This window comes from Vibrio sp. 1CM8B, assembly GCF_023161685.1.
GTDB lineage: Bacteria > Pseudomonadota > Gammaproteobacteria > Enterobacterales > Vibrionaceae > Vibrio > Vibrio coralliirubri.
The window spans coordinates 1-21,932 of record NZ_JALNTU010000004.1 but is presented as its reverse complement, the minus strand read 5'-3'; the positions used below and the strand labels follow the sequence as shown (position 1 = coordinate 21,932).

The following is a 21,932-nucleotide window of genomic DNA, read 5'->3' as shown; positions in this document are numbered from 1 at the left end:
GGCTTTTGTTTAATAACATTACAAGAGGCATGGTCAATAACGATGACATTATCAATTACCATGAAGCAAGTCGCAAAGGAGAAATTAAGAAGTGTCAGAACTGTCTAATATTCGAGCTTAGGAGTAATCTAATTGAACGGGTCTTTTTTCGCTTACCCTCTTGCTGCAGGTGACACATAATGAATAAAACAGAAACACCAAACACCGACGACATTACATGCCCTTTATGCCAACACGATGAGTATCTGCTTTCAGAAAGTGGAGAGAAGTTTACTTGTGCATCTTGCGGTTTCCATACCAAACAATTTAGTAAGGTAGTCAGCCTTCAATTAAGCTCTACCCCACCAAAACTGCAGAATTCGATATACCACCATGTGAGCAGTGCTTGCCATTAATCCAAACTGAAATTTCTTCTAAACTGTAGATATCCTGAGCCGCGAGTTCTGCTGAGTCGGCTTCGGGATCTACGATTGCTTCATCAATACTCGGGCGTAATCGAAACGATTGGATACCCGCGCGAACACCAGCCTCAATTCCTTTCAACGTATCATCCACATAGATGCACTCATTCGGTAGAAAGCCCATGTTCATGGCCGTGTACATGATTAGATCAGGCTCTGGCTTCCAACTATTAGCATCAAAAGCTGAAAACACTTTGCCTTTGAAGTCGTCTAGCATGCCTGTCATCGCCAATGAAGATTCAACTCTAGATTTCGGTGCATTGGAAGCGATACAGAACTCGATGTCTTGTTGTTTGAGGAATTCAATAAGTTCGATAGCGCCATCCATCGGCTTTAAATGACGCTGGAACAGTGCTTCTAATTCGGTGCGATATAACGGCTCAAGTGTATCAATCGAAATAGATAACCCAAGACGTTCTTGTGTATCCATTAAGATGTCAGCTAGCTTCCCGCCTTGGAAATGCGCATAGCAGTCGTTGACGTTTAGCTCCGCCCCAAAGCCAGTGAAAACGTTCACCAAAGCTTGGCAGCACAGCTTTTCACTATCGATAAGTGTTCCGTCACAATCGAAAATCACACATTTAGTCTGTTCTAACCGCATAGGTATCTCACTTAGATTGAATCCAAGTTTTATCCTATAGTGTTCTTTCAATGGGCGAGATGATTGAGGTAACAGTTTGCGGATACAGGCTTATTTCTCTTCGCGAAATATGGAGTTGATCACTTTATCGCTCAGCATAAGCAACAGTTTTCATCAAATTAACCCAGATTCTACGAGACCAAATACTGCGAGGTTTACATAAGTAACTCAATTTCAGTGGAAAATATAAATCACAAGTTCCTAGTCAGCTTGAGGCGAATTAATAAAGAAGCCAAGACGTATAGGCAACTCAAAGAGAGCTACGGTTAGCTAACAACCGACTCTTCTAATACCTTTGCTTCAATAGTAGGTGCAGACGCATATTCTATAGTTCCAGTATCGGGATACGAATCTCGGATAGCGACAAACTCGGGTAAGTGTTTCAGTAGCAATTTAGTTAGCTGAGGATCAAACTGGTAACCACACTCTCGCTCAAACAAATCGACCACCATCTCTAACGGCCACGGTTCTTTGTAGCAACGTGCACTAAGCAGCGCATCAAACACATCGGCTACGGCAGTGATACGAGCAAACAGGTGTATTTCATCACCTACTTTGCCATTCGGATATCCAGCACCATCCCAACGCTCATGATGTTCGTTAGCAATGATTGCTGCGAGGTTGGTAATATCACCAGATCCGCTCTTCAATAAGTTGTAGCCAGCCGTAGTGTGAAGCTTCATCACTTCCCACTCTTGGTCGGTTAATTTCCCAGGTTTATCCAAGATCGATTCAGGGACAGAAATCTTACCCACATCGTGCATTGGGCTGATGATCTCAATCATCTCGACTTCGCGATGGCTCAAGCCACGATACTTAGCAAGCAGTGCAGACAACTTGGCAACACGCTTAACGTGATTGCCCGTTTCGCCAGAGCGGGTTTCAATTGCTTCTCCGAGAACATGAATCATATCCTTTTGGATATTCAAGGTCTGTTTCTGAAGCTTTAAGATTCGTTTGTTCTTATTCGCCAACTCTTTCTTTTGGCGCAGAGTAACGAATTGCATCAAGATGATCAGGCTTAAACCCGCAATCACCATCGACAGCCCCAATAACAACTGGAAGTTTTTGCGAATAAAGGACGAAGGCTCATTAATGAAAACCGCTTCGTCAGGTAACGCGTTTGCACTAATCCCGTATCGTTTCATTGCAGGGTAATTGAATACAAAACGTTTGTTGTCTCCGGGAGTTAATGGTGTCGTAAAACCAAGAGGAAGGTATTTATCCAACGCATCGACTGCCTCTTCACCCATGCTTTGTGAGTGATTAACGTAACCACCGAGTACATCACCCGAAATATAGAACTGCCACAAAGCAAACACCGGAGCAGCACTCGCTTTTGACAACGTATCCGCAATCTCTTGGTAAGTGTGGTAAACCCCTTGCTTCAACTCGGTGTTGTAATGACTGAGCAATACCGCATCGTCCGCAGAGATCCCTTCCAAAAACTGTCTCGTATGCTCAAGCGAGAGATCGCGAATTTCTATGAGATTAATATTTGGAAATTCAGCCATCATTCTGTTCATTTCTTTGTGAATCAGCTCAGACGTTACACTGTAATCATTTACAAAATAGAGATTCTTTAGATTAGGTCTTAATTTGGAGATCAGCTTAATATTAACGTCTATCTGATCGTTCTCATATAGCACGGTTGCTCGGTCAGACACCGCGTACATGTCAGTGCTGAAATCATTGATGCCGGCAGCAACGACAGGTGTGGAGCGATCGATCAAATTAGGCAGTGATTCCAAGAAATTGGCCGCGTTATCGTCCGTCGCAATTACGCCATCAAATTTATAACCTGCATATTTCACACGTAAATAGTGCGCAAGAGATTCGTAATACTCAGGGCTGTTGACACGCTTTGAATCCAAATACTCGATTGAGAGTTTAACTTCGGTTTGAGACTGGCTGAACGCACTGTTTATCCCTTTTTGGAAGTCAGCAGTCCATTGATAAGAAGGTTCGTATGAGTGTAAAACTAGGATGCGTTTTATATCCCAGTCGTTAGCAAAGCTGAGTGAAGAATAAGCGCTAACACACAATACAGCGATTGATATCAATAGCTTGTACATACAATACCCTTTAAATAAGACGGGGTATTGTACTTAGATTAACGCTTTGTCAAAGAATCTTTAGTTCTCGATCCACACTTTATCGCTAGAAGCATGATCTTGTGCCCAAAAATCGTGTAACTGCTTAGCAAAGTTGTTGATACTTTGACCATTTCCAGCAACGACATCCGAGATCAATAGGGAACCATCCGCTTCTGTGACGATAGCGCTCGCCACAACTTCACCATTTTGAGTACCAATATATAAGACATGATCGTCAGAAAGCATAATTTGGCTCAAGAACTCAAGCATGTGTGCCCTTTCGGTTTCATCTTGGTAAACGCTTGCTTGGTTAAGTGAAAAAAGCACGGTCAATTTATGGAAATCGACTTTATGCAGTTCATCAATTTGGGAAGGAGTTTGATCTTGTGCTAGGAGTTGGTATGTCTTGGATGGGAGTTTGCTTTGATAAAGTTCACGGCCGAGGAGGCTCTCTTTTGCGGGGTAAGCAATATCGAGCTGACTAAATAGCCATTGGTTTTTCTTGTGTGCAATTTCAGGTATTTCGTTATTCATTCTTTTAGTACCTACGGTTAGTATCCCCAAATATCGCAGTTATTTGGAAGACATACGGTCGGCTGAGGTGCCGAGCTACAAGCAGAGAGCATACAGAGCATGACCAAGGCCAACAAGTACTTTAAATGCTTCATATTTTTCATTATCCAACAACATCCTTTAAGAACTTAGCGAAAAGCTCTACACTCGTATTCAAGCTTTCAATATCCTTATAGTAAACAGAACTATATAAATAAAAAGGACTTCTTATGAAAAAAGCCTTAATAGCAGCAGGTATCGTGACAATGTTAGCTGGCTGTTCGGACAACGAGGTTGGCGACGTCTCACTGGGTTTCTTCACAATGAAGGATATCAAGATGTCTTCATTAGATGACGATAAGATCGCAGGTGTTACCTGTCATATCGCATCAATCGAAGCAAACCTTAGCCTTTCTGATCCAAGTGATAGCTCTATCTCTTGTCGTCAAACAGGTGAAATCACACCAGAAATGATTGCTCAAATAGACAAGAGTAAGTCTGGCGAAGTGGTATTCAAGCAATCGAAAAGTATCTTCTTTAAAACAATGAAGGTTCGTCGTATCTACGATGCAGAGAATCAATCGCTGCTTTACTTGTCTTACACCACCAAAGAAACGGAAGGCAGTTTCAAACATAGCCTTTCAACTGTTCCTCTTTGGGGTACAGAGGCTTACGTAGATCCAGCAACACTTGTTCCTGCTGAATAGCCTTAAGCACAAGTAAGCCTAATCACCTGTACAGACATTGCGCAGGTGATTCAAAATGTAATAAAAATGAAAGAAACAGAAACAAAATGTGATATCATGCGGCAAAATTTTTTCACTGTATTTTTCATATGAAGTTTCCTGGACAGCGTAAATCTAAGCACTACTTTCCAACTCACGCACGTGATCCGTTGGTCAACCAAATTCAACAAACACCTAAACTACACCGCGCAACAGTGGTCGGTATAGGTCAAACGATTGTTGACATCGAAGCCCGTGTTGACAACGAGTTCCTAGAAAAATACGAGCTGAGTAAAGGTCACTCACTGGTATTGGAAGAAAGTAAAGCAGATGCGCTGTATGAAGAGTTAGTTGAGCGCGGTTTGATCACGCATCAATACCCTGGCGATACTATCGGCAACACACTGCACAACTATTCCGTACTTGCAGACAGCAAATCTGTCCTGCTTGGCGTAATGTCTAAGAAGATTGAAGTTGGCTCATTTGGTTATCGTTACCTTTGCCGCACTTCTTCTCGTATGAATCTAAACCACCTTCAGACTGTTGATGGTCCAATTGGTCGCTGTTACACGCTGATTTCTGAAGATGGCGAACGCACGTTTGCAATCAACGAAGGCCACATGAACCAACTTCTTCCAGAAAGCATTCCTGAAAAAGTGTTCGAGAAAGCTTCTGCATTGGTTGTGTCGTCATACTTAATGCGTGGCAAACCTGAAGATCCGATGCCAAAAGCGGTACAAAAAGCGATTGAATACGCGAAAGCGCACAATGTGCCTGTTGTACTAACACTTGGTACTAAGTATGTGATCGAAGGCAACGCTGAATGGTGGCAAGAATACCTGAAAGAAAACGTAACCATCGTCGCGATGAACGAAGATGAAGGTGAAGCGCTAACGGGTGAAAAAGACCCTCTATTGGCGGCTAACAAAGCGCTTGAATGGGTCGACCTAGTTCTATGTACTGCTGGCCCTATTGGCCTATACATGGCAGGTTACACTGACGAACCAGCGAAACGCGAAACCACACTGCCATTGTTACCGGGTAACATCCCTGAGTTCAATAAATATGAATTCAGCCGCGCGATGCGTAAGCAAGACTGTAAAGACCCTGTAAAAGTGTACTCTCATATTGGCCCTTACCTAGGTGGCCCACTTGAGATTAAGAACACGAATGGTGCTGGTGATGGTGCACTTTCAGCACTACTTCACGACATGGCAGCAAACAGCTACCACCACGTGAACGTACCGAACTCAGAGAAGCACGAGCATACTTGTCTAACTTACTCTTCTCTTTCTCAAATTTGTAAGTACGCAAACCGTGTAAGCTACGAAGTGTTGACTCAGCACTCTCCTCGTCTTTCTCGTGCGCTACCTGAACGCGAAGATAGCTTAGAAGAAACATACTGGGATCGTTAATCGACCATATTAGGGGTTAGCTGATTGAGGTTCACGCCAAGTCAGATTACCTATTCGTTGAAGGGCTGCTATATGCAGCCCTTTTTGTATTCAACACCAATATAACTGCAACTGTAGGTAATCAGATCGAATATTTTGCTCGTTTAAGATTTGATCTCGCGCAATGACTCTTTAGATCTGTTATCTTCCAGCACACAATTCGTGTGGTTTGCCTTTACTTGGCAGATTTATACAGTACCATCGCCACGCAAACGTTTACGTACCACCTTTCGGTTCTGATATAAGGATCAAATATGCTGTCTGATATTGATATTTGTCGCTCTACTCCCCTTAAAAACATCAGTGAGGTTGCCAAGCAAGCTGGCCTACAACACAACGAACATCAGCCATTAGGGCAATACAAATCTAAAGTGTCTCTCACATCACTTGAACGCCTCTCCAACCAACAAGATGGTAAATTGGTCGTAGTCACGGCGATTACACCCACGCCACTCGGCGAAGGCAAAACGGTGACCACCATCGGGCTAGCACAAGGTCTTGCCAAAATTAACCAATCAGCGATGGCGTGTATTCGTCAGCCTTCAATGGGCCCTGTATTTGGTGTTAAAGGTGGCGCAGCTGGCGGTGGCTACTCTCAAGTCGCTCCTATGGAACAGTTGAACCTACATCTAACTGGTGACATTCATGCTGTTACGGCCGCTCACAACCTTGCCTCTGCAGCAATCGATGCACGTTTGTATCATGAACAGCGTGAAGGCTTAGAAGCCTTTGAAGCGCGCTCAGGCTTAAAAGCACTGGATATCGACCCCACTAGAATCGTATGGCGACGTGTACTCGACCATAATGATCGCGCGTTACGCATGATCACGGTAGGCAAGAACGAAGCAAGCAAAACAATTAACGGCTTTGAGCGCGAAGATGGATTTGATATCTCAGCCGCTTCAGAGCTGATGGCTATCCTTGCTCTAGCAGATGACCTTCAAGATTTAAGAAAGCGCATTGGACGAGTGGTACTTGCTTACAACAAACAAGGCTTGCCGTTAACCGCAGATGACTTCAATGTTGCAGGCGCAATGACCGTAACAATGAAGGATTCTATTGAACCAACATTGATGCAAACCCTTGAAGGCGTTCCTACCCTAATTCACGCCGGGCCTTTCGCAAACATCGCACATGGTAACTCTTCAATTATTGCCGATAAGATTGCTCTTAAACTGAGTGACTTTGTGGTAACTGAAGGCGGTTTCGGCTCAGACATGGGTTTCGAGAAAGCATGTAACATCAAGGTTAAGGCATCCAACAAGAAGCCTGACTGTGCCGTTGTTGTTGCGACACTACGCGGATTAAAAGCGAACTCAGGTTTGTACGATTTAAGACCGGGCACCCCACTACCAGATTCAATCTTTAATGATGACCAAGACGCGCTTGTTGCAGGGTTTGAGAACCTAAAATGGCACATAACCAACGTTAAGCAATACCAAGTGCCAACAGTTGTTGCGATTAACCAATTCCCACAAGACTCAGCTCAAGAGCTCGATGCTTTGAAACAGATGATCACCGACTTCGACCCAAGCGTTAGCGTTGAAGTGAGCGAAGCATTTGGTCAAGGTGGCGAAGGGACGACTCAACTGGCTCGCGCCGTGGTAGAAGCTTGCCAAAAGGAGTCTGAATTTGAGCCTTTGTACCACTCTGAGCAAACCCTAGAAGAAAAGCTAATGGCTGTCGCTGAAGTCGGTTATGGCGCGGCAAGTATTTCACTATCTCCACTGGCTAAAAAACAACTAGCTGAATTCAAACTGCATGGCTATAGCAACCTATCAGTTTGTTTGGCAAAAACACCACTATCGGTCTCGACAGAAGCACACATAAAAGGTGCTCCCACTCAATTTGACGTACCCGTTAGAGAGCTAAAATTGTGTGCTGGTGCTGGCTTTATTTACGCGTTGTGTGGCAATGTGATGACCATGCCAGGCTTACCTGACAAACCAGCGTTCATGTCGTTAGATATTGACAGTAATGGAAATATCGTCGGCCTAAGCTAAATACCCTTAGTTAGATAAACGACAAATAATCGCGATTAATCTGGCTCAATTTTCAGACCGGTGTTCTATATTGAGCAATCATTTCCTAACGAAGTAATTGCTCAACAATCAAGCTTAAGTGCAAGAAGTTGCAATAAAAACGTAGTTATATGCGCATATTGTCTTAAGTTCTGGGGCAAGATCACATTAAAAACCTTATAAAATATATAGTATTGCGCTGATTCTTTGAGGACAGTGATGAATACAAGTATAAAAAAACTAGTCGGGCAATTTCTATGCACCATATTTGCCCTAGGATTAGTCCCTGCCCTCTATATTAACTCTGAATTTGACAGGGTCGATGCTCAGCACACGCTAAATATCAAACAATCCAGCCAGAACCAAATCGAATACAGTTTTCACGAACTCGCCGTTATTGTTGAGCAAATATCTAACTCTGTTCCTTCTATTGCAGACTCTCAAACGTTACTTCGTGCTGTTCAAGAACCTTCACTCATCCACAAAGAAACGCTACAAGATCTTTGGGTAATGTTAGCTCGTGGCCAAAAATACTATTCTCAGCTTCGTTATCTCGATCTAGCCGGCAACGAAGTGTTCCGCGTTAACTACAAAGACGGTCAAGCAATCGTGGTCCCAGATAACGAACTGCAGAACAAGTCTTCACGTGATTACTATGAGGAACTGCAACGATTAAAGATTGGTGAAGTTAGTTCTCGCGGCATTGACCTAGAAGTTGAAAACGGAGAGATCGTTCGTCCTTTAATACCAGCGCTTCGCATTATGACGCCAGTCGCTGAAAACAATCGCATCATTGGTTACTTCATCGCAAACCTAAACATGCTCGAGATCTATAAGCGCCTTCACTATCAGATTGGTGCATCGTCTGCTGTTCCGATTATTCTCAACAAAACCGGACACATCATTATGGGGCCAGACCCAAAGGAATCTTTCGGACATGTGATAGAGTCACGTTCAGAGCGAACTTACGCAAAGTTATACCCGGAGCTTTGGACTGCGATTCAAGACAAGAAATCTTCTAGCTATTTTGATGGTAAGAACTGGTATTTCCACTCTGATATCAGCCCCAACATAAAACAGTTCGAAGGCCCAATCTACATGGTTCTTCATATTGAAAATCAGCAGTTCAGCAGTCAATACCGACAAGAAAAACAAGCGATTGTCGTTCAGATCATCACTTTATCTTTCTTGATTTCAATGATCTCTGCTGGCTTCGTATTGTGGAACAGCAATCACAAGAAGAACAGTATCGAGAGCCAACTGGCTAAAGCAGCAATGAATGGCATGTCTGCCTTGGTGATTACCGACAGAAACAACCGCATCATCAAAGTAAACCAAGAGTTCACCCGCGTGAGTGGCTACGAGTTAGAAGACGTAAAAGGTCGTCAACCATCGATGTTTGCCTCTGGCCGCTACAATGAAGAGTTCTACATCAAGATGTGGAGTATCATCAAAGAGAAAGGCATGTGGGAAGGCGAAGTCGTTAACCGACGTAAAGACGGGTCTTTAATCACGGAAATACTGCGAATCCAAACCATCAAAGATTCGAAAGATGTGATTCAGTTTTATGTCGCTTCATTTGTGGATATCAGTAAACACAAAGAGCTAGAAAACAAACTGAGAAACCTGAGCGAAAAAGATGCCTTAGCTGGGTGTTGGAACCGCCGTAAGTTCGATCTTGAGCTGCGAGATGAGTGTTCTCGTGTGAATCGTTATCCTACTCGTGAACAGTCTTGCTTAGCGATCTTAGATATAGACCACTTCAAACGCATCAACGACAGATTTGGTCACGATTATGGTGATCGCGTCATTCAAACCGTTGCTCAAGTACTCCAGCGAGAATGCCGTGAAACAGATTTTGTCGCTCGTATTGGTGGTGAAGAATTTGGCGTTATTCTGCCTCACACTACAACTGAAGAAGCTGAATACGTTCTTAATAGGCTCAGAATCGCTGTCAGTATCGAACTCGACAACGTAGTCACCGTGAGCGGTGGGATTACTAACGTAACAAATGATCCAGCACTTAATTACAAGTGCGCCGATTTAGCCCTATACGAAGCTAAAGCGGCAGGGAGAAACAATGTGTGCTTATTCCTAGATAAAGAGATGAGCGAAATAGCCTAGCAAATGACAATTGCATTCACTTGCCCGGCAACCGATCAGCTTGGAGCCGGATAAAATTCTAACTTGCTCCCCTCAACGACAAGAATACAATCCATGTTCGCAGCATGAGCAGCCTGCTTACCTAGGTTCGTATCTTCAAAAACAACACACTGCTTTGGCTGCAAACCCATACCAAAACACGCATCTAAGAAGGTATCCGGATTGGGCTTGTGATTCTTAACGTCTGTTGCTGTCACTAGGATATCGAGCTTACTCAAGATGTCTGCCTTATCCAGTAACTGTTCGGCACTTTTACGTTGACTGCCCGTTCCTACTGCAATCTTCTTATTACCCAGATGCTCTAACAGCAGAGAGTGAGTACAAGGGATAACGTCTCCTTTGTCTTCAATAGCCGCAAACGATGCCATTTTAAACGTGGACACAGCTTGTGGGTCGAGAGACAAACCGTATTTACTGTTCACCTCACCGGCTATTTTGTAGCTCGGCATGCCACCTAAGCTATGCAGCCAAGACGCTTCAAAATGAAAGCCGAACTCTTCAGCCGTTTGCTGCCACGCCTTTACATGTGCAGGCATTGTATCGATCAGCGTACCGTCCATATCAAAGATCAATCCTTCATACGCCGTTAAATCTATTTTCATCACTACTACCACTCTTTAAGAAAGTTACTGATACCATAACCAATATTCAGTATCATGACCCCATATTACCGTTCAAAATGGATGTTTATGTTACAAATATCTAACTCTGTTTCGATTCAAGACTGGGAACTCCAGTTAACAGCGATCAGAGCCCAAGGAGCCGGCGGTCAGAACGTCAATAAAGTATCGAGCGCGATACATTTACGTTTTGATATCAAACACTCCACCCTGCCCGACTTCTATAAAGAAAAGCTTTTGGCACACAAAGATAGTCGCATCACCAAAGACGGTGTGATTATCATTAAGGCGCAACAATATAGAACTCAAGAACAAAACCGAGATGATGCTTTAGTGCGTTTGAAAGAATTGATCTTGGAAGCTACAAAGGTTCAAAAAGTAAGAAGAGCAACAAAGCCAACGCGTGGCTCTCAGAAAAGACGTTTAGAAAGTAAGAAACAGAGAAGTACAACCAAACAGCTACGTGGAAGAGTGAGCTGATGGCTTCATGCCCTCAGTAACCACATTACTGTAGAAAGATCTGTCACTTTAACTAACGAATAGATCCATTACGCTGTTTATTTGAAAGTAAGATTACTGCTTCTTTTTGACCGACAAAATCAGTTTGATCAACAACATTCGCTCTTCGCTGGTCAGTAAGCGACTGACCGCTGCAACGTCTTCCGCTGTTGCTTGTGATGCACCCACAATATCAAGAACCACATCCAAATCCGTTACCTTTAAGGTTCTGGTGATTGAACGATACTGAGACATCTTAATGTCCGCCTCGCCACGTTCAATGCGTTGATAGGTTTTTAAACTCATTCCTGAACTCGAGGCTAACTTTTCTTGAGACAAGTTAGCTTGTTTCCTACGCTCAATCAGCGCCACTATTATGGGTTCTTGTGACATAAGCTCATCCTCAAAAGACAGTTATGACCTAAATTCAGCAAGAAGCAGACCATATTGACTTGTGATGGTTTACATAAGCCATCAAAGGCATATTATCCAATTATTAAAAAACGTTACGTATCATAAACTTTCACGCTTTGATTGGTCGTGAGCGTAAAGGCTAGAAGACTTGAAGACTCAAGTGTTGGGAAATTAAAAAAATTGCATATTGCGAATAAGAAAAACGTCAAATTGGAAATTGCGAATCACTATACATTGGCATTTCCTTGCATTAGTCACGCATTAGAATCAGACAATCCCCGCCCAGAAATTATTGCAATACAACATAAGCTACTCACTTACAAAGAGGTGTTGCTACACGGGAGCATGTTGGAAGGTAAGGAATTAAAGCAGGCTTTTTCTGCATTGAACGAAAATGAAAAAGGTGTAGCGCAAGGTGGGATTAAAAGCATCAATGCTGCGATAAAAGAGATGGATGAGATTCTAGAAAGATACAGCCGTAAAGCAGTAATCGAGCTGAGTAACTAGTTCGACAAACAACTAACCAACTGTAAAAGTAAAAGTCGACGCTATCGTTAGATAAAGCGTCGACTTGTTCAAACATTTTGAAGTTCTACCGTTTAACTGCTTTTCTAACACCAGCAATCAACATCAGCATACCTAGCAAACCAAATGAAACACTACCTCCGCTGCTGCCAGAACCAGATGAAGTTCGCGCATTCACATAAGCTGTTCGCTTAGCGTCTGTTGAAACAAACTTGGCAGTTTCGGTACCAGCAATAACACTGTCTATCCAAGCTTCATAGTCAAGGATTTCAGTGAATACAGATGTCACCGTAGAGCTACCGCCACAAGTATCTGGGCCAAAACTGGTAATACCTACCTGTCTATATGTTGAACCATCTTGCCAATAGACAGGACCGCCAGAGTCGCCTTGGCAGGTACCATTAAAGAGCCCGGTAAATATGCTGTAATCACCGTTAAAACATATTTGGTTATCAGTTAATGCCGAACCATCAATAAAGGCAGTTGCACAAGTCGCGTTATCTACGTAATTAAGAGATGCTTTTTGCAATAAGGTCGTACCGTCAAAACCTGAACGTGTATCACCATGCCCAACAGCAACAAAGTCATTAACGCCAATTCGATAGTTAGTATTTGACGGACGCTTAACAACATCGTTAACTGAATCAATATTCAGTGCACTTTCTAACTTGAGTATAGCAACGTCATTGCGTAATAAGTCGCTCAACGCATTTGAATAATCGCTGCGATAGTAAACCTCAGATACACGTGCTTTTTGGACAATGTTATTAGGAAATTGGGAAGTGTCTTCTAATTGAGGTACTACAACCGTAAACAACTGAGCATTCTCATCACCATAGATACAGTGCGCAGCCGTTAAGATATGCGTTGGATCTAAAATTGTCGCACCACAATATGGGCCAGTTGAATAGGTACCGTCATAATCTATGCGGTCAATAAACAGGCTCGCCATCGAAGGAAACTCAGCTACTGTGGCATCACTGCCATTCACAATATAAGGTGTTACACCCACATCAGGAGTACTTTCGTCCGTGTTTTGCGTTGCCATAACACTTGATGTGTAAATCAATGGCGCTAAAAGCCCTAAAACGGCTTTACGAACCGGACTCATTGTATGGTTTACGTTCATAGTTAACTCCTTGTAACCCCTACTACTTATTTACAAAAATGATGAATCGCCACCATAACACGTCACAACCGTGATTATAGTAAGTATTTGTAACGATATCGCCACATATCTCATTTTATAAACGAATTTTAAGTAACCGTTGTTAGTGGGTAACGCTAAACCTTATACGCTAGCAAAAACATACGCTACCAAAAACAAAAAGCCTACCGTTAGGCTTCCCAATAAAGAGAAGTAAACAATAGGCTTTCATTTAGCTTAGTTGTTTCTCTTAAAAGAGATTAGCCACGGTAGTAACGTTGAGGTACGAATGGCATTTTTTCTACTGTCATAGGTAGCTTCTTGCCACGAACTTCAGCGAATACTTCAGTGCCAATAACCGCTAGGTCAGTGCGAACGTAAGCCATAGAAACAGGCTTGCCCGCGTTAGGACCCGCTGTACCGCTCGTTACAACGCCAATCTTGTTGTCTTCAGCATCGAACAGCTCAGTGCCTTCACGTACTGGTGCTTTAGTCTGACCAACAAGACCCACACGCTTGCGTTGAACGTCTTTAGTCGCGATTTGCTCAAGGATGATATCAGCGCCAGGGAAACCGCCTGCACGTTCACCGTCAGTACGACGCACTTTTTGAATGCCCCATAGGAGGCTAGCTTCTACTGGCGTTGTTGTTGTATCTAGATCGTGACCGTACAGACATAGACCACACTCAAGACGAAGTGAGTCACGAGCACCAAGGCCAATCCACTCAACTTCAGCTTCTGAAGTCAGCTTACGTGCGAGTGCTTCAGCGTGATCGTTCGGTACAGAGATCTCGTAACCATCTTCGCCCGTGTAGCCACTGCGGCTCACGATGCATTCAACACCATCGACATCGACTTTTTGAACGTCCATGAACAGCATGTCTGCAACGCTTGGTTGGAAACGAGCAAGAACTTCAGACGCTTTAGGGCCTTGAAGTGCTAATAGAGCGCGGTCATCAATCACTTCCATCTCTACGTCAGCTGGTAGGTGCGCAGTAAGGTGGTCGATATCTTGTGTTTTACAAGCCGCGTTCACAACAACAAATAGGTGATCGCCTAGGTTTGCAACCATAAGGTCATCCATGATGCCGCCCTGCTCATTAGTAAAGAACGCGTAACGCTGTTTACCAGAAGGAAGATCGATAATATCTACAGGAACCAAAGATTCTAAGACAGCAGCTGCGTTTGCACCATGTAGACGAAGTTGCCCCATGTGAGAAACATCAAAAAGACCGGCAGCGTCACGAGTGTGTAAGTGCTCTTTCTTTACACCTAGTGGGTACTGAACTGGCATATCGTAGCCAGCGAAAGGAACCATTTTCGCACCCTCTTCGACGTGAAGTGCATGCAGTGGTGTTTTTAGTAGGTCTTGATTAGCGTGTTCTTGAGTCATTTTATTCTCCATGAAGCGTTGCAGGCTGTCCAAAATCGAGTCTGCCGCTTATATCTCTATTTAGAGTCGCCTCTAACGATACGGATTAACGTTAGAAACAGTAGATAGTAAAAAGTGATGTCTTTTATATAGGCTTATATTGTTAGCTGTACAAATCCCATACAACTCACTTTCTAAGAATTCACTTCAGTAAACTTCAATCAACATGAGTAAACCGTGTTCACTATAATAAACAAGCCTGAGTGAGTTTTACACCCTTAACAAGATTAAAACAGCTCAAAATGTGACATTTAACAATTTAAAAACAATTTATAGATACATACAAAAACGCGATATTGATGATTTTCACATCAATATCGCGTCTGTTGGCTAACGTTCGAAACAAAAGCAAACGTTTGCATTCACTATAAGAAATTCTAAGTTTGTTAACTTATTTTGCAGTCACCCACAAAATGAGTGCATCTTCTGTACTGGTCGAAATCAGCATGTGGCCCATATTGGCATCGTAATACATGCTATCGCCTTCGCTCATTGGCACAGGTTCGTAGAATTCTGAGTAGAACATCACATCGCCAGAGATGATCATTAAGAACTCTTCACCGTCATGACGCACCCAATCATTATACTCTTCAAAAGTACGTGCTCTCACGCGGCTCTTAAACGGCATCATCTTCTTATTAGAAAGCTCAGTCGCAAGCAGCTCATGTTCATAAGTCGGTGTTGGGTGTGGTTTACCTTGGCCTGCCTTGGTTAAGTCACGACGTCCTGTTGCCACTTTTTTCCTTGGCGGCTCAAAGAGTTGCGGCATATCTATTTGCAAACCCATCGCCAATTTTTGCATTGCTTGAAAGGTTGGTGAGATCTGTTCGTTCTCGATTTTGCTGAGCGTAGAACGCGCCAAGCCTGTTCTTTGGCTTGCTTCTTCTAGCGTAATCCCAAGCTTGCCGCGGATATCTTTAATACGCTGGCCAAGCCTAAGTGGTTCGATATTCTGGTCTAACGTTTCCTTCGCCAACGTTAAAGATGGGTACTCATCATAAATGTCTTCTGACATAGGTCCCTCATTAATTTCTTGCTTCCTGTCTATTAATTTCATTGTTGCATGAAGCGCTTTGTTGATTAAAGAGCACACAGAGAAATAAAGCGTGCTCCCTGTAGCAAAACAAGAAAAGTTGTTTCCTATTGGAAATTTTTGTTGAAAATTGATTTTATCGGAGCTATGTTATCGACTTGTTAGATGAAGAGATGCTACTTCAGCTTGCAGCAAATGATAGATTTAACATTTGTAAGAGCTGTTTTTTACCCGAACTTTTTGGGAAACAATTCGTGCTGCATTGACCCTACAACGATCGCTTAGACGCTGTAAGAGTATATTTATAACGCAATTCACGTTTATCTATACCTATATAGCGCAAACGATACCGATGCAGAAATCAACGTAAGACCTAATGGACTATAAAAACAATCACCATTAGCTTAATGAAAGGTCTCGACAATGAACGCTTACCAAAACCATAGCTTAGACAGTTTTTTCTCTACGAACCTATCTGCGACTGACGACGCAGTATTTGCTGGAATCCAAGCAGAGAACACTCGTCAAAACGAACAAATCGAACTTATTGCTTCTGAGAACATCGTTTCTAAAGCAGTAATGCAAGCTCAAGGCACTTGCCTGACCAACAAATACGCAGAAGGCTACCCAGGCCGTCGTTACTACGGTGGTTGTGAGCACGTAGATACAGTAGAAGCTATCGCGATTGAACGTGCTAAACAGCTGTTCAAGTGCGAATACGTAAACGTACAACCTCACTCAGGTGCTCAAGCGAACGGCGCAGTTAAACTTGCCCTACTTCAACCTGGCGACACTATCCTAGGTATGTCTCTAGACGCTGGTGGCCACCTTACACACGGTGCGCGCCCTGCAATGTCTGGTAAGTGGTTCAACGCAGTTCAATATGGCGTAGACCGCGACACTCTTGAAATCGATTACGAAGCGGTACGCGCTTTAGCTATCGAAAGCCAACCTAAAATGATTATTGCTGGTGGTAGTGCTATCCCACGCGTTATCGATTTCGCTAAGTTCCGTGAAATTGCTGACGAAGTTGGCGCTATTCTAATGGTCGATATGGCACACATCGCGGGTCTTATCGCGACAGGTGCTCACCCTAGCCCACTACCACACGCACACGTTGTGACTACAACAACGCACAAAACACTTCGTGGCCCACGCGGCGGCATGATTCTTACTAACCACGAAGACATCAACAAAAAGATCAACTCTGCCGTGTTCCCTGGCCTTCAAGGCGGCCCACTAATGCACGTTATCGCAGCTAAAGCAGTGGCGTTTGGCGAAGCACTTGGCCCAGAATTTAATACTTATATTGATTCAGTGATCGACAACGCAAAAGTTCTTGCTGAAGTGTTGCAAACTCGCGGTTGTGACATTGTGACTGGCGGAACAGACACGCACCTAATGCTGGTTGACCTTCGTCCTAAGGGCTTGAAAGGTAACGTAACGGAAGAAGCATTAGAGCGTGCAGGGATCACATGTAACAAAAATGGCATACCATTCGATACAGAGAAGCCTATGATTACTTCTGGCATTCGTTTAGGTACGCCAGCTGGAACCAGTCGTGGTTTTGGCACTGAAGAATTCAAACTTATCGGTGAATGGATCGGCGATGTTCTTGACGGCTTAGTTGAGAGCCCTGAAGGCAACGCTGAAGTTGAGCAACGTGTTCGCAAACAAGTTAAAGAGCTTTGCAAGCGCTTCCCTCTTTACCGTTAAACCGTTTTTAAGATTTAAATTAAAACCTCATAAATTTTTGGAGAATAAGCAATGGACAATACACTAAAGTTTGCAGACAGCCACGAGTGGGTAAAAGACAACGGTGACGGTACTGTGACTATCGGTATTTCTGAGCACGCTCAAGAGATGCTAGGTGACGTTGTGTTTGTTGACCTGCCTGACACTGGAGACGAAATCGAAGCTGGCGAAAGCTTCTCTCTAGTTGAATCAGTGAAAGCAGCTTCTGATATCTACGCACCAATCTCTGGCGAAATCGTAGAAATCAACGAAGAATTAGAAGATAGCCCTGAGTTAATTAACGAAGAATCTTATGAAGGTGGTTGGATTGTTAAAGTGAAGATGTCTGATGCATCTGAACTAAACAACCTTAAAGATGCGGAAGAATACCTAAGCTCTATCGAAGAAGACTAATAGGTAACCTCATTACGATAAAGCTGCTCTTTTGGAGCAGCTTAATTTTAGGGGCTAGCTCACGGCTCCAGAGAGAAAGTAGAACATATCATGACTGAATTACTTCAAAGCCAATTACTGAAAGACTTGGGTACGCAAAACGAGTTTGTTGCTCGTCATAACGGCTCTAATAAAGCAGACCAGCAAAAAATGCTTGAAGCGATCAACGCGACTAGCTTAGAAGCACTGATCGACGAAACGGTTCCTGCACAAATCCGTCTTGAAAAACCAATGACACTTGCTGCTCCATTGAGCGAAATGGACATGCTGACCTCTCTTAAAGAGATCGCTAACCTAAACCAAGTGAAACGTACTTTCATTGGCCAAGGCTACTACAACACATTCACTCCAAACGTTATTCTACGTAACGTTTTAGAGAACCCAGGCTGGTACACAGCTTACACACCATACCAACCAGAGATTTCTCAAGGTCGTCTTGAAGCTCTACTGAATTACCAACAAATGGTAATGGACTTAACTGGTATGGAAATCGCGAACGCGTCTCTTCTTGATGAAGCTACAGCGGCTGGCGAAGCTATGACACTGTGTAAGCGTGCTGGTAAAAGCAAGAGCAAAGTATTCTTCGTTGCTGACGATGTTCACCCTCAAACACTAGAAGTTGTTAAAACTCGTGCTGAGTACATCGGTTTTGAAGTAATGGTTGGCGCTCTTGAAACACTTCCAGAGCAAGACGTATTTGGTGCGTTAGTTCAATACCCTGGTACAACAGGCGAAGTTCGTGATCTAACAGACATCATTGCGAAAGCTCAAGCAAACAAGACTCTTGTAACGGTTGCAACTGACCTACTTGCTTCTGCTCTACTTAAGCCAGCTGGCGAAATGGGCGCAGACGTAGTCATCGGTTCAGCGCAACGTTTCGGCGTTCCTATGGGTTACGGCGGTCCACACGCAGCATTCATGGGTACTCGTGAAAAGCATAAGCGTACAATGCCAGGTCGTGTAATCGGCGTATCTATCGATACTCACGGTAACCAAGCGCTACGTATGGCAATGCAAACTCGTGAGCAACACATCCGCCGCGAGAAAGCGACATCGAACATCTGTACAGCTCAAGCACTTCTAGCAAACATGGCGTCTTTCTACGCGGTTTACCACGGTGCAGAAGGCCTTCGTACTATTGCTCGTCGTACACACCACATGACAGCTATCCTAGCGGCTGGTTTGACTAAAGCGGGTTACGAGCTAACGAACAACAGCTTCTTTGATACCATCACAATCAACTCTGAAGAGAACACAGATGCACTGTACGCAAAAGCGCAAGCAGCAGACATCAACCTTCGTCGACTTGTTGGCAAAATCGGTATCAGCTTAGATGAAACAACCACAGTCGACGACGTGAATGCCCTATTCGCAATCTTCGACGTGAAAGAAGACGTTCAAGCACTATCTTCTGACATTGCATCAAACGAGTTTGCCGCAATTCCAGAAAACTGCCGTCGTGAATCAGAGTTCCTAACTCACCCAGTATTCAACACGCACCACAGCGAAACGCAAATGATGCGTTACCTAAAACAGCTTGAGAACAAAGACTTCTCACTCACGCACGGCATGATCCCACTGGGCAGCTGTACAATGAAGCTGAACGCTGCTGCTGAGATGATTCCAGTAACATGGCCTGAGTTTGGTTCAATTCACCCATTCGCACCTCTTGATCAAGCAGCAGGCTACACAGCGCTAGCGAAAGACCTAAAAGAGAAGCTATGTGAAATCACTGGTTACGACGATTTCTCACTACAGCCTAACTCTGGTGCATCTGGTGAATACGCAGGTCTAATCGCGATTCAACGTTACCACGCAAGCCGCGGTGAAGCTCACCGTAACGTTTGTCTGATTCCAAGCTCTGCGCACGGTACTAACCCTGCAACAGCATCAATGGTTTCAATGAAGGTAGTGGTTGTTAAGTGTGATGAAGATGGCAACATCGACATGACTGACCTAGCAGCGAAAATCGAGAAACACAAAGAAAACCTATCAAGCATCATGATCACTTACCCTTCTACACACGGCGTATACGAAGAGCAAGTGAAAGAAGTGTGTGAACAAGTACACGCAGCGGGCGGTCAGGTTTACCTAGACGGCGCGAACATGAACGCTCAAGTAGGCCTAACATCTCCAGGCTTCATCGGCTCAGACGTATCTCACTTGAACCTACACAAAACATTCTGTATCCCACACGGTGGTGGCGGTCCGGGTATGGGTCCTATCGGCGTTAAATCGCACCTAGCACCTTTCCTACCAGGTCACATCGAAAACGGTGTACAAGGTTCTGACTACGCGGTATCGGCTGCAGATCTAGGTAGCGCTTCAATCCTACCTATCTCTTGGGCTTACATCGCAATGATGGGCGAACCTGGCCTAACAGACGCGACTAAAGTAGCGATTCTGAACGCGAACTACGTGATGGAGAAACTACGTCCTCACTACCCTGTTCTTTACCGTGGCACTAACGGCCGCGTAGCGCACGAATGTATTATCGATATTCGCCCGCTTAAAGAAGACACAGGCATCAGCGAAGAAGATATTGCTAAGCGTCTAATGGACTTCGGTTTCCACGCGCCTACTATGTCTTTCCCAGTAGCTGGCACACTAATGGTTGAGCCAACTGAATCTGAAGATTTAGAAGAGCTAGACCGTTTCTGTGAAGCGATGATCGCTATCCGTCACGAAATGGCAGCAGTGAAAGCGGGTGAATGGCCACTAGACAACAACCCTCTAGTGAACGCACCGCACACACAAGTTGACCTTTCAGGCGCAGAATGGGATCGCCCTTACTCTCGCGAACTGGCTTGCTTCCCATCGAAAGCAACGAAGAACTCGAAGTACTGGCCTACTGTTAACCGTGTAGACAACGTATACGGCGACCGTAACCTAATCTGTTCTTGCCCAAGCATCGACAACTACGAAGACTAATTTTGTAGATTTTAAATAAACAAAAGCGAACCACTTGGTTCGCTTTTTTGACATTCTAGATTTCAATTCTTAACTAATCTAACTTTAGCGCTGAATTATACGAGTAGGATTGTATTTTGTTGCTAAATACAGATAAACTAAAAGCTAGTATAGAACTGTTAATCCGTAAGTTCTCATCGCACATCATTCCTGTCATGCAAGACATTTTTTTTATATTGATTTATAGCTACAGTGACAACATCTCCATGCCCCATATGCGATAACACGATTTCACTACTTTGAGTAAACCGCTGGCTAATTTTTATAGTATAAGACTTAAATAACCAGTTGAAAAAATTCTGGTAACATACAGCCTGTTCAAAATTACACCACTTGACTCCATATGTATCTTTACTCCACGGAAATATTCCAGAGTAACACCACACCCCCGACTCATTGATATAAATCTTTACGCTCCTAATTTTAAATATTTTAAGTATTATTCTAAATATATAAACGGCTAAAAAAGCAATAAGCACAATAAGTATAGACTCATGGTGATCACGAGGTAATAACCTGAAAATCAAAGGAAAGTTATACACTATGATAAAAAGGATAACTAAAGTTAGTATCGGGTCTATATATGCAGTCCACGATTTCCTAAAAACGTTATTCCCCTCTAGAACCAGACTATCCATCACTGTGTGTACTCCTTTTAATTAAACCGTCATATTAAATACTAATAATTTTTAAAATCGCTTGTAATAATTTCATAGTTTTCGCGCTAAAAGTATTCTCGCATAGGTTTAACCAGTAAATATTCGACACAACTCACTAATGTAGTTCATTAAAAATGAGCTACAAATAACTCAATCTACTGACCAAAGTTGACTTATATTATTCGTTTTCAGCGCAACGACAAGCATATCTAGCCTTAGCGATGAAGACTAATTCGTAGCTGTGCTAAGAAGCAAAATGTCTCGTCCTAAAATACGTTGACAGTATTTCTACTAAGCCAACAGCGTCAGCTGTTGGCTTTTTTCATGCACCTCA

17 protein-coding genes are annotated in these 21,932 nt (G+C 43.5%); 9 read left to right on the top strand and 8 right to left on the bottom strand.

Annotation, left to right across the window (positions count from 1 at the left end; all coding sequences use genetic code 11):
- Positions 1-336: 336 nt before the first annotated feature.
- From MSG36_RS08975 to MSG36_RS08965, 3 genes are all read right to left on the bottom strand, one after another.
- Complete coding sequence (locus MSG36_RS08975; RefSeq protein WP_248367382.1) at positions 337-1,062, bottom strand: HAD-IA family hydrolase; 726 nt, start codon at positions 1,060-1,062, stop codon at positions 337-339.
- 305 nt (positions 1,063-1,367) lie between these two features.
- Positions 1,368-3,176 carry an HD domain-containing phosphohydrolase gene (locus MSG36_RS08970; protein WP_248367379.1) on the bottom strand — a complete coding sequence of 603 codons (1,809 nt, stop codon included), beginning with the start codon at positions 3,174-3,176 and terminating at the stop codon, positions 1,368-1,370.
- Between the two features lie 60 nt (positions 3,177-3,236).
- Entirely contained in the window at positions 3,237-3,731 is a 495-nt protein-coding gene (locus MSG36_RS08965; protein ID WP_059018592.1) for a hypothetical protein, read from the bottom strand.
- A gap of 248 nt (positions 3,732-3,979) precedes the next feature.
- Between MSG36_RS08965 and MSG36_RS08960 the strand changes: the two genes are divergently transcribed.
- The 4 genes from MSG36_RS08960 to MSG36_RS08945 all read left to right on the top strand — a co-directional run bounded on the left by MSG36_RS08960 (position 3,980) and on the right by MSG36_RS08945 (position 10,073).
- Positions 3,980-4,456 carry a CreA family protein gene (locus tag MSG36_RS08960; RefSeq protein ID WP_017059837.1) on the top strand — a complete coding sequence of 159 codons (477 nt, stop codon included), beginning with the start codon at positions 3,980-3,982 and terminating at the stop codon, positions 4,454-4,456.
- A 128-nt stretch (positions 4,457-4,584) separates the two neighbouring features.
- A complete protein-coding gene (locus tag MSG36_RS08955) occupies positions 4,585-5,889 on the top strand; it encodes an inosine/guanosine kinase (protein ID WP_048613717.1) in 1,305 nt (434 codons plus the stop codon).
- A gap of 293 nt (positions 5,890-6,182) precedes the next feature.
- Positions 6,183-7,931: a formate--tetrahydrofolate ligase gene (locus tag MSG36_RS08950; RefSeq protein WP_248367376.1), complete on the top strand. Its 1,749-nt coding sequence runs from the start codon at positions 6,183-6,185 to the stop codon at positions 7,929-7,931.
- Between the two features lie 237 nt (positions 7,932-8,168).
- On the top strand, positions 8,169-10,073 hold the full coding sequence (locus MSG36_RS08945; RefSeq protein WP_048660223.1) for a diguanylate cyclase: 1,905 nt from the start codon (positions 8,169-8,171) through the stop codon (positions 10,071-10,073).
- 35 nt (positions 10,074-10,108) lie between these two features.
- Here the strand turns inward: MSG36_RS08945 and MSG36_RS08940 are convergent, their stop codons facing one another.
- Positions 10,109-10,714, bottom strand: a complete 606-nt coding sequence (locus MSG36_RS08940; protein WP_248367373.1) for a beta-phosphoglucomutase family hydrolase — start codon at positions 10,712-10,714, stop codon at positions 10,109-10,111.
- An 87-nt stretch (positions 10,715-10,801) separates the two neighbouring features.
- Between MSG36_RS08940 and arfB the strand changes: the two genes are divergently transcribed.
- The gene (arfB, locus tag MSG36_RS08935) at positions 10,802-11,212 is read left to right on the top strand and encodes an alternative ribosome rescue aminoacyl-tRNA hydrolase ArfB (RefSeq protein ID WP_017059842.1); all 411 of its coding nucleotides are present in this window, start codon (positions 10,802-10,804) and stop codon (positions 11,210-11,212) included.
- A gap of 93 nt (positions 11,213-11,305) precedes the next feature.
- On the opposite strand, the gene MSG36_RS08930 is transcribed toward arfB, so the two are convergent.
- The gene (locus MSG36_RS08930; RefSeq protein ID WP_048662017.1) at positions 11,306-11,623 is read right to left on the bottom strand and encodes a helix-turn-helix transcriptional regulator; all 318 of its coding nucleotides are present in this window, start codon (positions 11,621-11,623) and stop codon (positions 11,306-11,308) included.
- Between the two features lie 201 nt (positions 11,624-11,824).
- Between MSG36_RS08930 and MSG36_RS08925 the strand changes: the two genes are divergently transcribed.
- Positions 11,825-12,151 (top strand): hypothetical protein, encoded by a 327-nt coding sequence (locus tag MSG36_RS08925; protein ID WP_102431266.1) that lies wholly within the window; start codon positions 11,825-11,827, stop codon positions 12,149-12,151.
- An 85-nt stretch (positions 12,152-12,236) separates the two neighbouring features.
- On the opposite strand, the gene MSG36_RS08920 is transcribed toward MSG36_RS08925, so the two are convergent.
- The 3 genes from MSG36_RS08920 to MSG36_RS08910 form a co-directional block, all read right to left on the bottom strand.
- Positions 12,237-13,298 (bottom strand): trypsin-like serine protease, encoded by a 1,062-nt coding sequence (locus MSG36_RS08920; RefSeq protein WP_248367370.1) that lies wholly within the window; start codon positions 13,296-13,298, stop codon positions 12,237-12,239.
- A gap of 278 nt (positions 13,299-13,576) precedes the next feature.
- The gene (gene gcvT, locus MSG36_RS08915; RefSeq protein WP_248367367.1) at positions 13,577-14,710 is read right to left on the bottom strand and encodes a glycine cleavage system aminomethyltransferase GcvT; all 1,134 of its coding nucleotides are present in this window, start codon (positions 14,708-14,710) and stop codon (positions 13,577-13,579) included.
- Between the two features lie 430 nt (positions 14,711-15,140).
- A complete protein-coding gene (locus tag MSG36_RS08910; RefSeq protein WP_017064652.1) occupies positions 15,141-15,764 on the bottom strand; it encodes an XRE family transcriptional regulator in 624 nt (207 codons plus the stop codon).
- Between the two features lie 441 nt (positions 15,765-16,205).
- Between MSG36_RS08910 and MSG36_RS08905 the strand changes: the two genes are divergently transcribed.
- The 3 genes from MSG36_RS08905 (at position 16,206) to gcvP (ending at position 20,900) form a co-directional block, all read left to right on the top strand.
- Positions 16,206-17,498: a serine hydroxymethyltransferase gene (locus tag MSG36_RS08905; RefSeq protein ID WP_059018605.1), complete on the top strand. Its 1,293-nt coding sequence runs from the start codon at positions 16,206-16,208 to the stop codon at positions 17,496-17,498.
- Positions 17,499-17,549: 51 nt separating this feature from the next.
- Complete coding sequence (gene gcvH / locus MSG36_RS08900; RefSeq protein WP_004730871.1) at positions 17,550-17,930, top strand: glycine cleavage system protein GcvH; 381 nt, start codon at positions 17,550-17,552, stop codon at positions 17,928-17,930.
- Between the two features lie 90 nt (positions 17,931-18,020).
- A complete protein-coding gene (gene gcvP, locus MSG36_RS08895) occupies positions 18,021-20,900 on the top strand; it encodes an aminomethyl-transferring glycine dehydrogenase (RefSeq protein WP_248367364.1) in 2,880 nt (959 codons plus the stop codon).
- The last annotated feature ends 1,032 nt before the right edge of the window (positions 20,901-21,932 follow it).

What these genes read in the sequence shown, in the direction of transcription:
- MSG36_RS08975 (WP_248367382.1), bottom strand. Translation starts at nt 1,062, where the DNA reads ATGCGGTTAGAACAGACTAAATGTGTGATTTTCGATTGTGACGGAACA.
- MSG36_RS08970 (WP_248367379.1), bottom strand. Translation starts at nt 3,176, where the DNA reads ATGTACAAGCTATTGATATCAATCGCTGTATTGTGTGTTAGCGCTTAT.
- MSG36_RS08965 (WP_059018592.1), bottom strand. Translation starts at nt 3,731, where the DNA reads ATGAATAACGAAATACCTGAAATTGCACACAAGAAAAACCAATGGCTA.
- MSG36_RS08960 (WP_017059837.1), top strand. Translation starts at nt 3,980, where the DNA reads ATGAAAAAAGCCTTAATAGCAGCAGGTATCGTGACAATGTTAGCTGGC.
- MSG36_RS08955 (WP_048613717.1), top strand. Translation starts at nt 4,585, where the DNA reads ATGAAGTTTCCTGGACAGCGTAAATCTAAGCACTACTTTCCAACTCAC.
- MSG36_RS08950 (WP_248367376.1), top strand. Translation starts at nt 6,183, where the DNA reads ATGCTGTCTGATATTGATATTTGTCGCTCTACTCCCCTTAAAAACATC.
- MSG36_RS08945 (WP_048660223.1), top strand. Translation starts at nt 8,169, where the DNA reads ATGAATACAAGTATAAAAAAACTAGTCGGGCAATTTCTATGCACCATA.
- MSG36_RS08940 (WP_248367373.1), bottom strand. Translation starts at nt 10,714, where the DNA reads ATGAAAATAGATTTAACGGCGTATGAAGGATTGATCTTTGATATGGAC.
- arfB (WP_017059842.1), top strand. Translation starts at nt 10,802, where the DNA reads ATGTTACAAATATCTAACTCTGTTTCGATTCAAGACTGGGAACTCCAG.
- MSG36_RS08930 (WP_048662017.1), bottom strand. Translation starts at nt 11,623, where the DNA reads ATGTCACAAGAACCCATAATAGTGGCGCTGATTGAGCGTAGGAAACAA.
- MSG36_RS08920 (WP_248367370.1), bottom strand. Translation starts at nt 13,298, where the DNA reads ATGAACGTAAACCATACAATGAGTCCGGTTCGTAAAGCCGTTTTAGGG.
- gcvT (WP_248367367.1), bottom strand. Translation starts at nt 14,710, where the DNA reads ATGACTCAAGAACACGCTAATCAAGACCTACTAAAAACACCACTGCAT.
- MSG36_RS08910 (WP_017064652.1), bottom strand. Translation starts at nt 15,764, where the DNA reads ATGTCAGAAGACATTTATGATGAGTACCCATCTTTAACGTTGGCGAAG.
- MSG36_RS08905 (WP_059018605.1), top strand. Translation starts at nt 16,206, where the DNA reads ATGAACGCTTACCAAAACCATAGCTTAGACAGTTTTTTCTCTACGAAC.
- gcvH (WP_004730871.1), top strand. Translation starts at nt 17,550, where the DNA reads ATGGACAATACACTAAAGTTTGCAGACAGCCACGAGTGGGTAAAAGAC.
- gcvP (WP_248367364.1), top strand. Translation starts at nt 18,021, where the DNA reads ATGACTGAATTACTTCAAAGCCAATTACTGAAAGACTTGGGTACGCAA.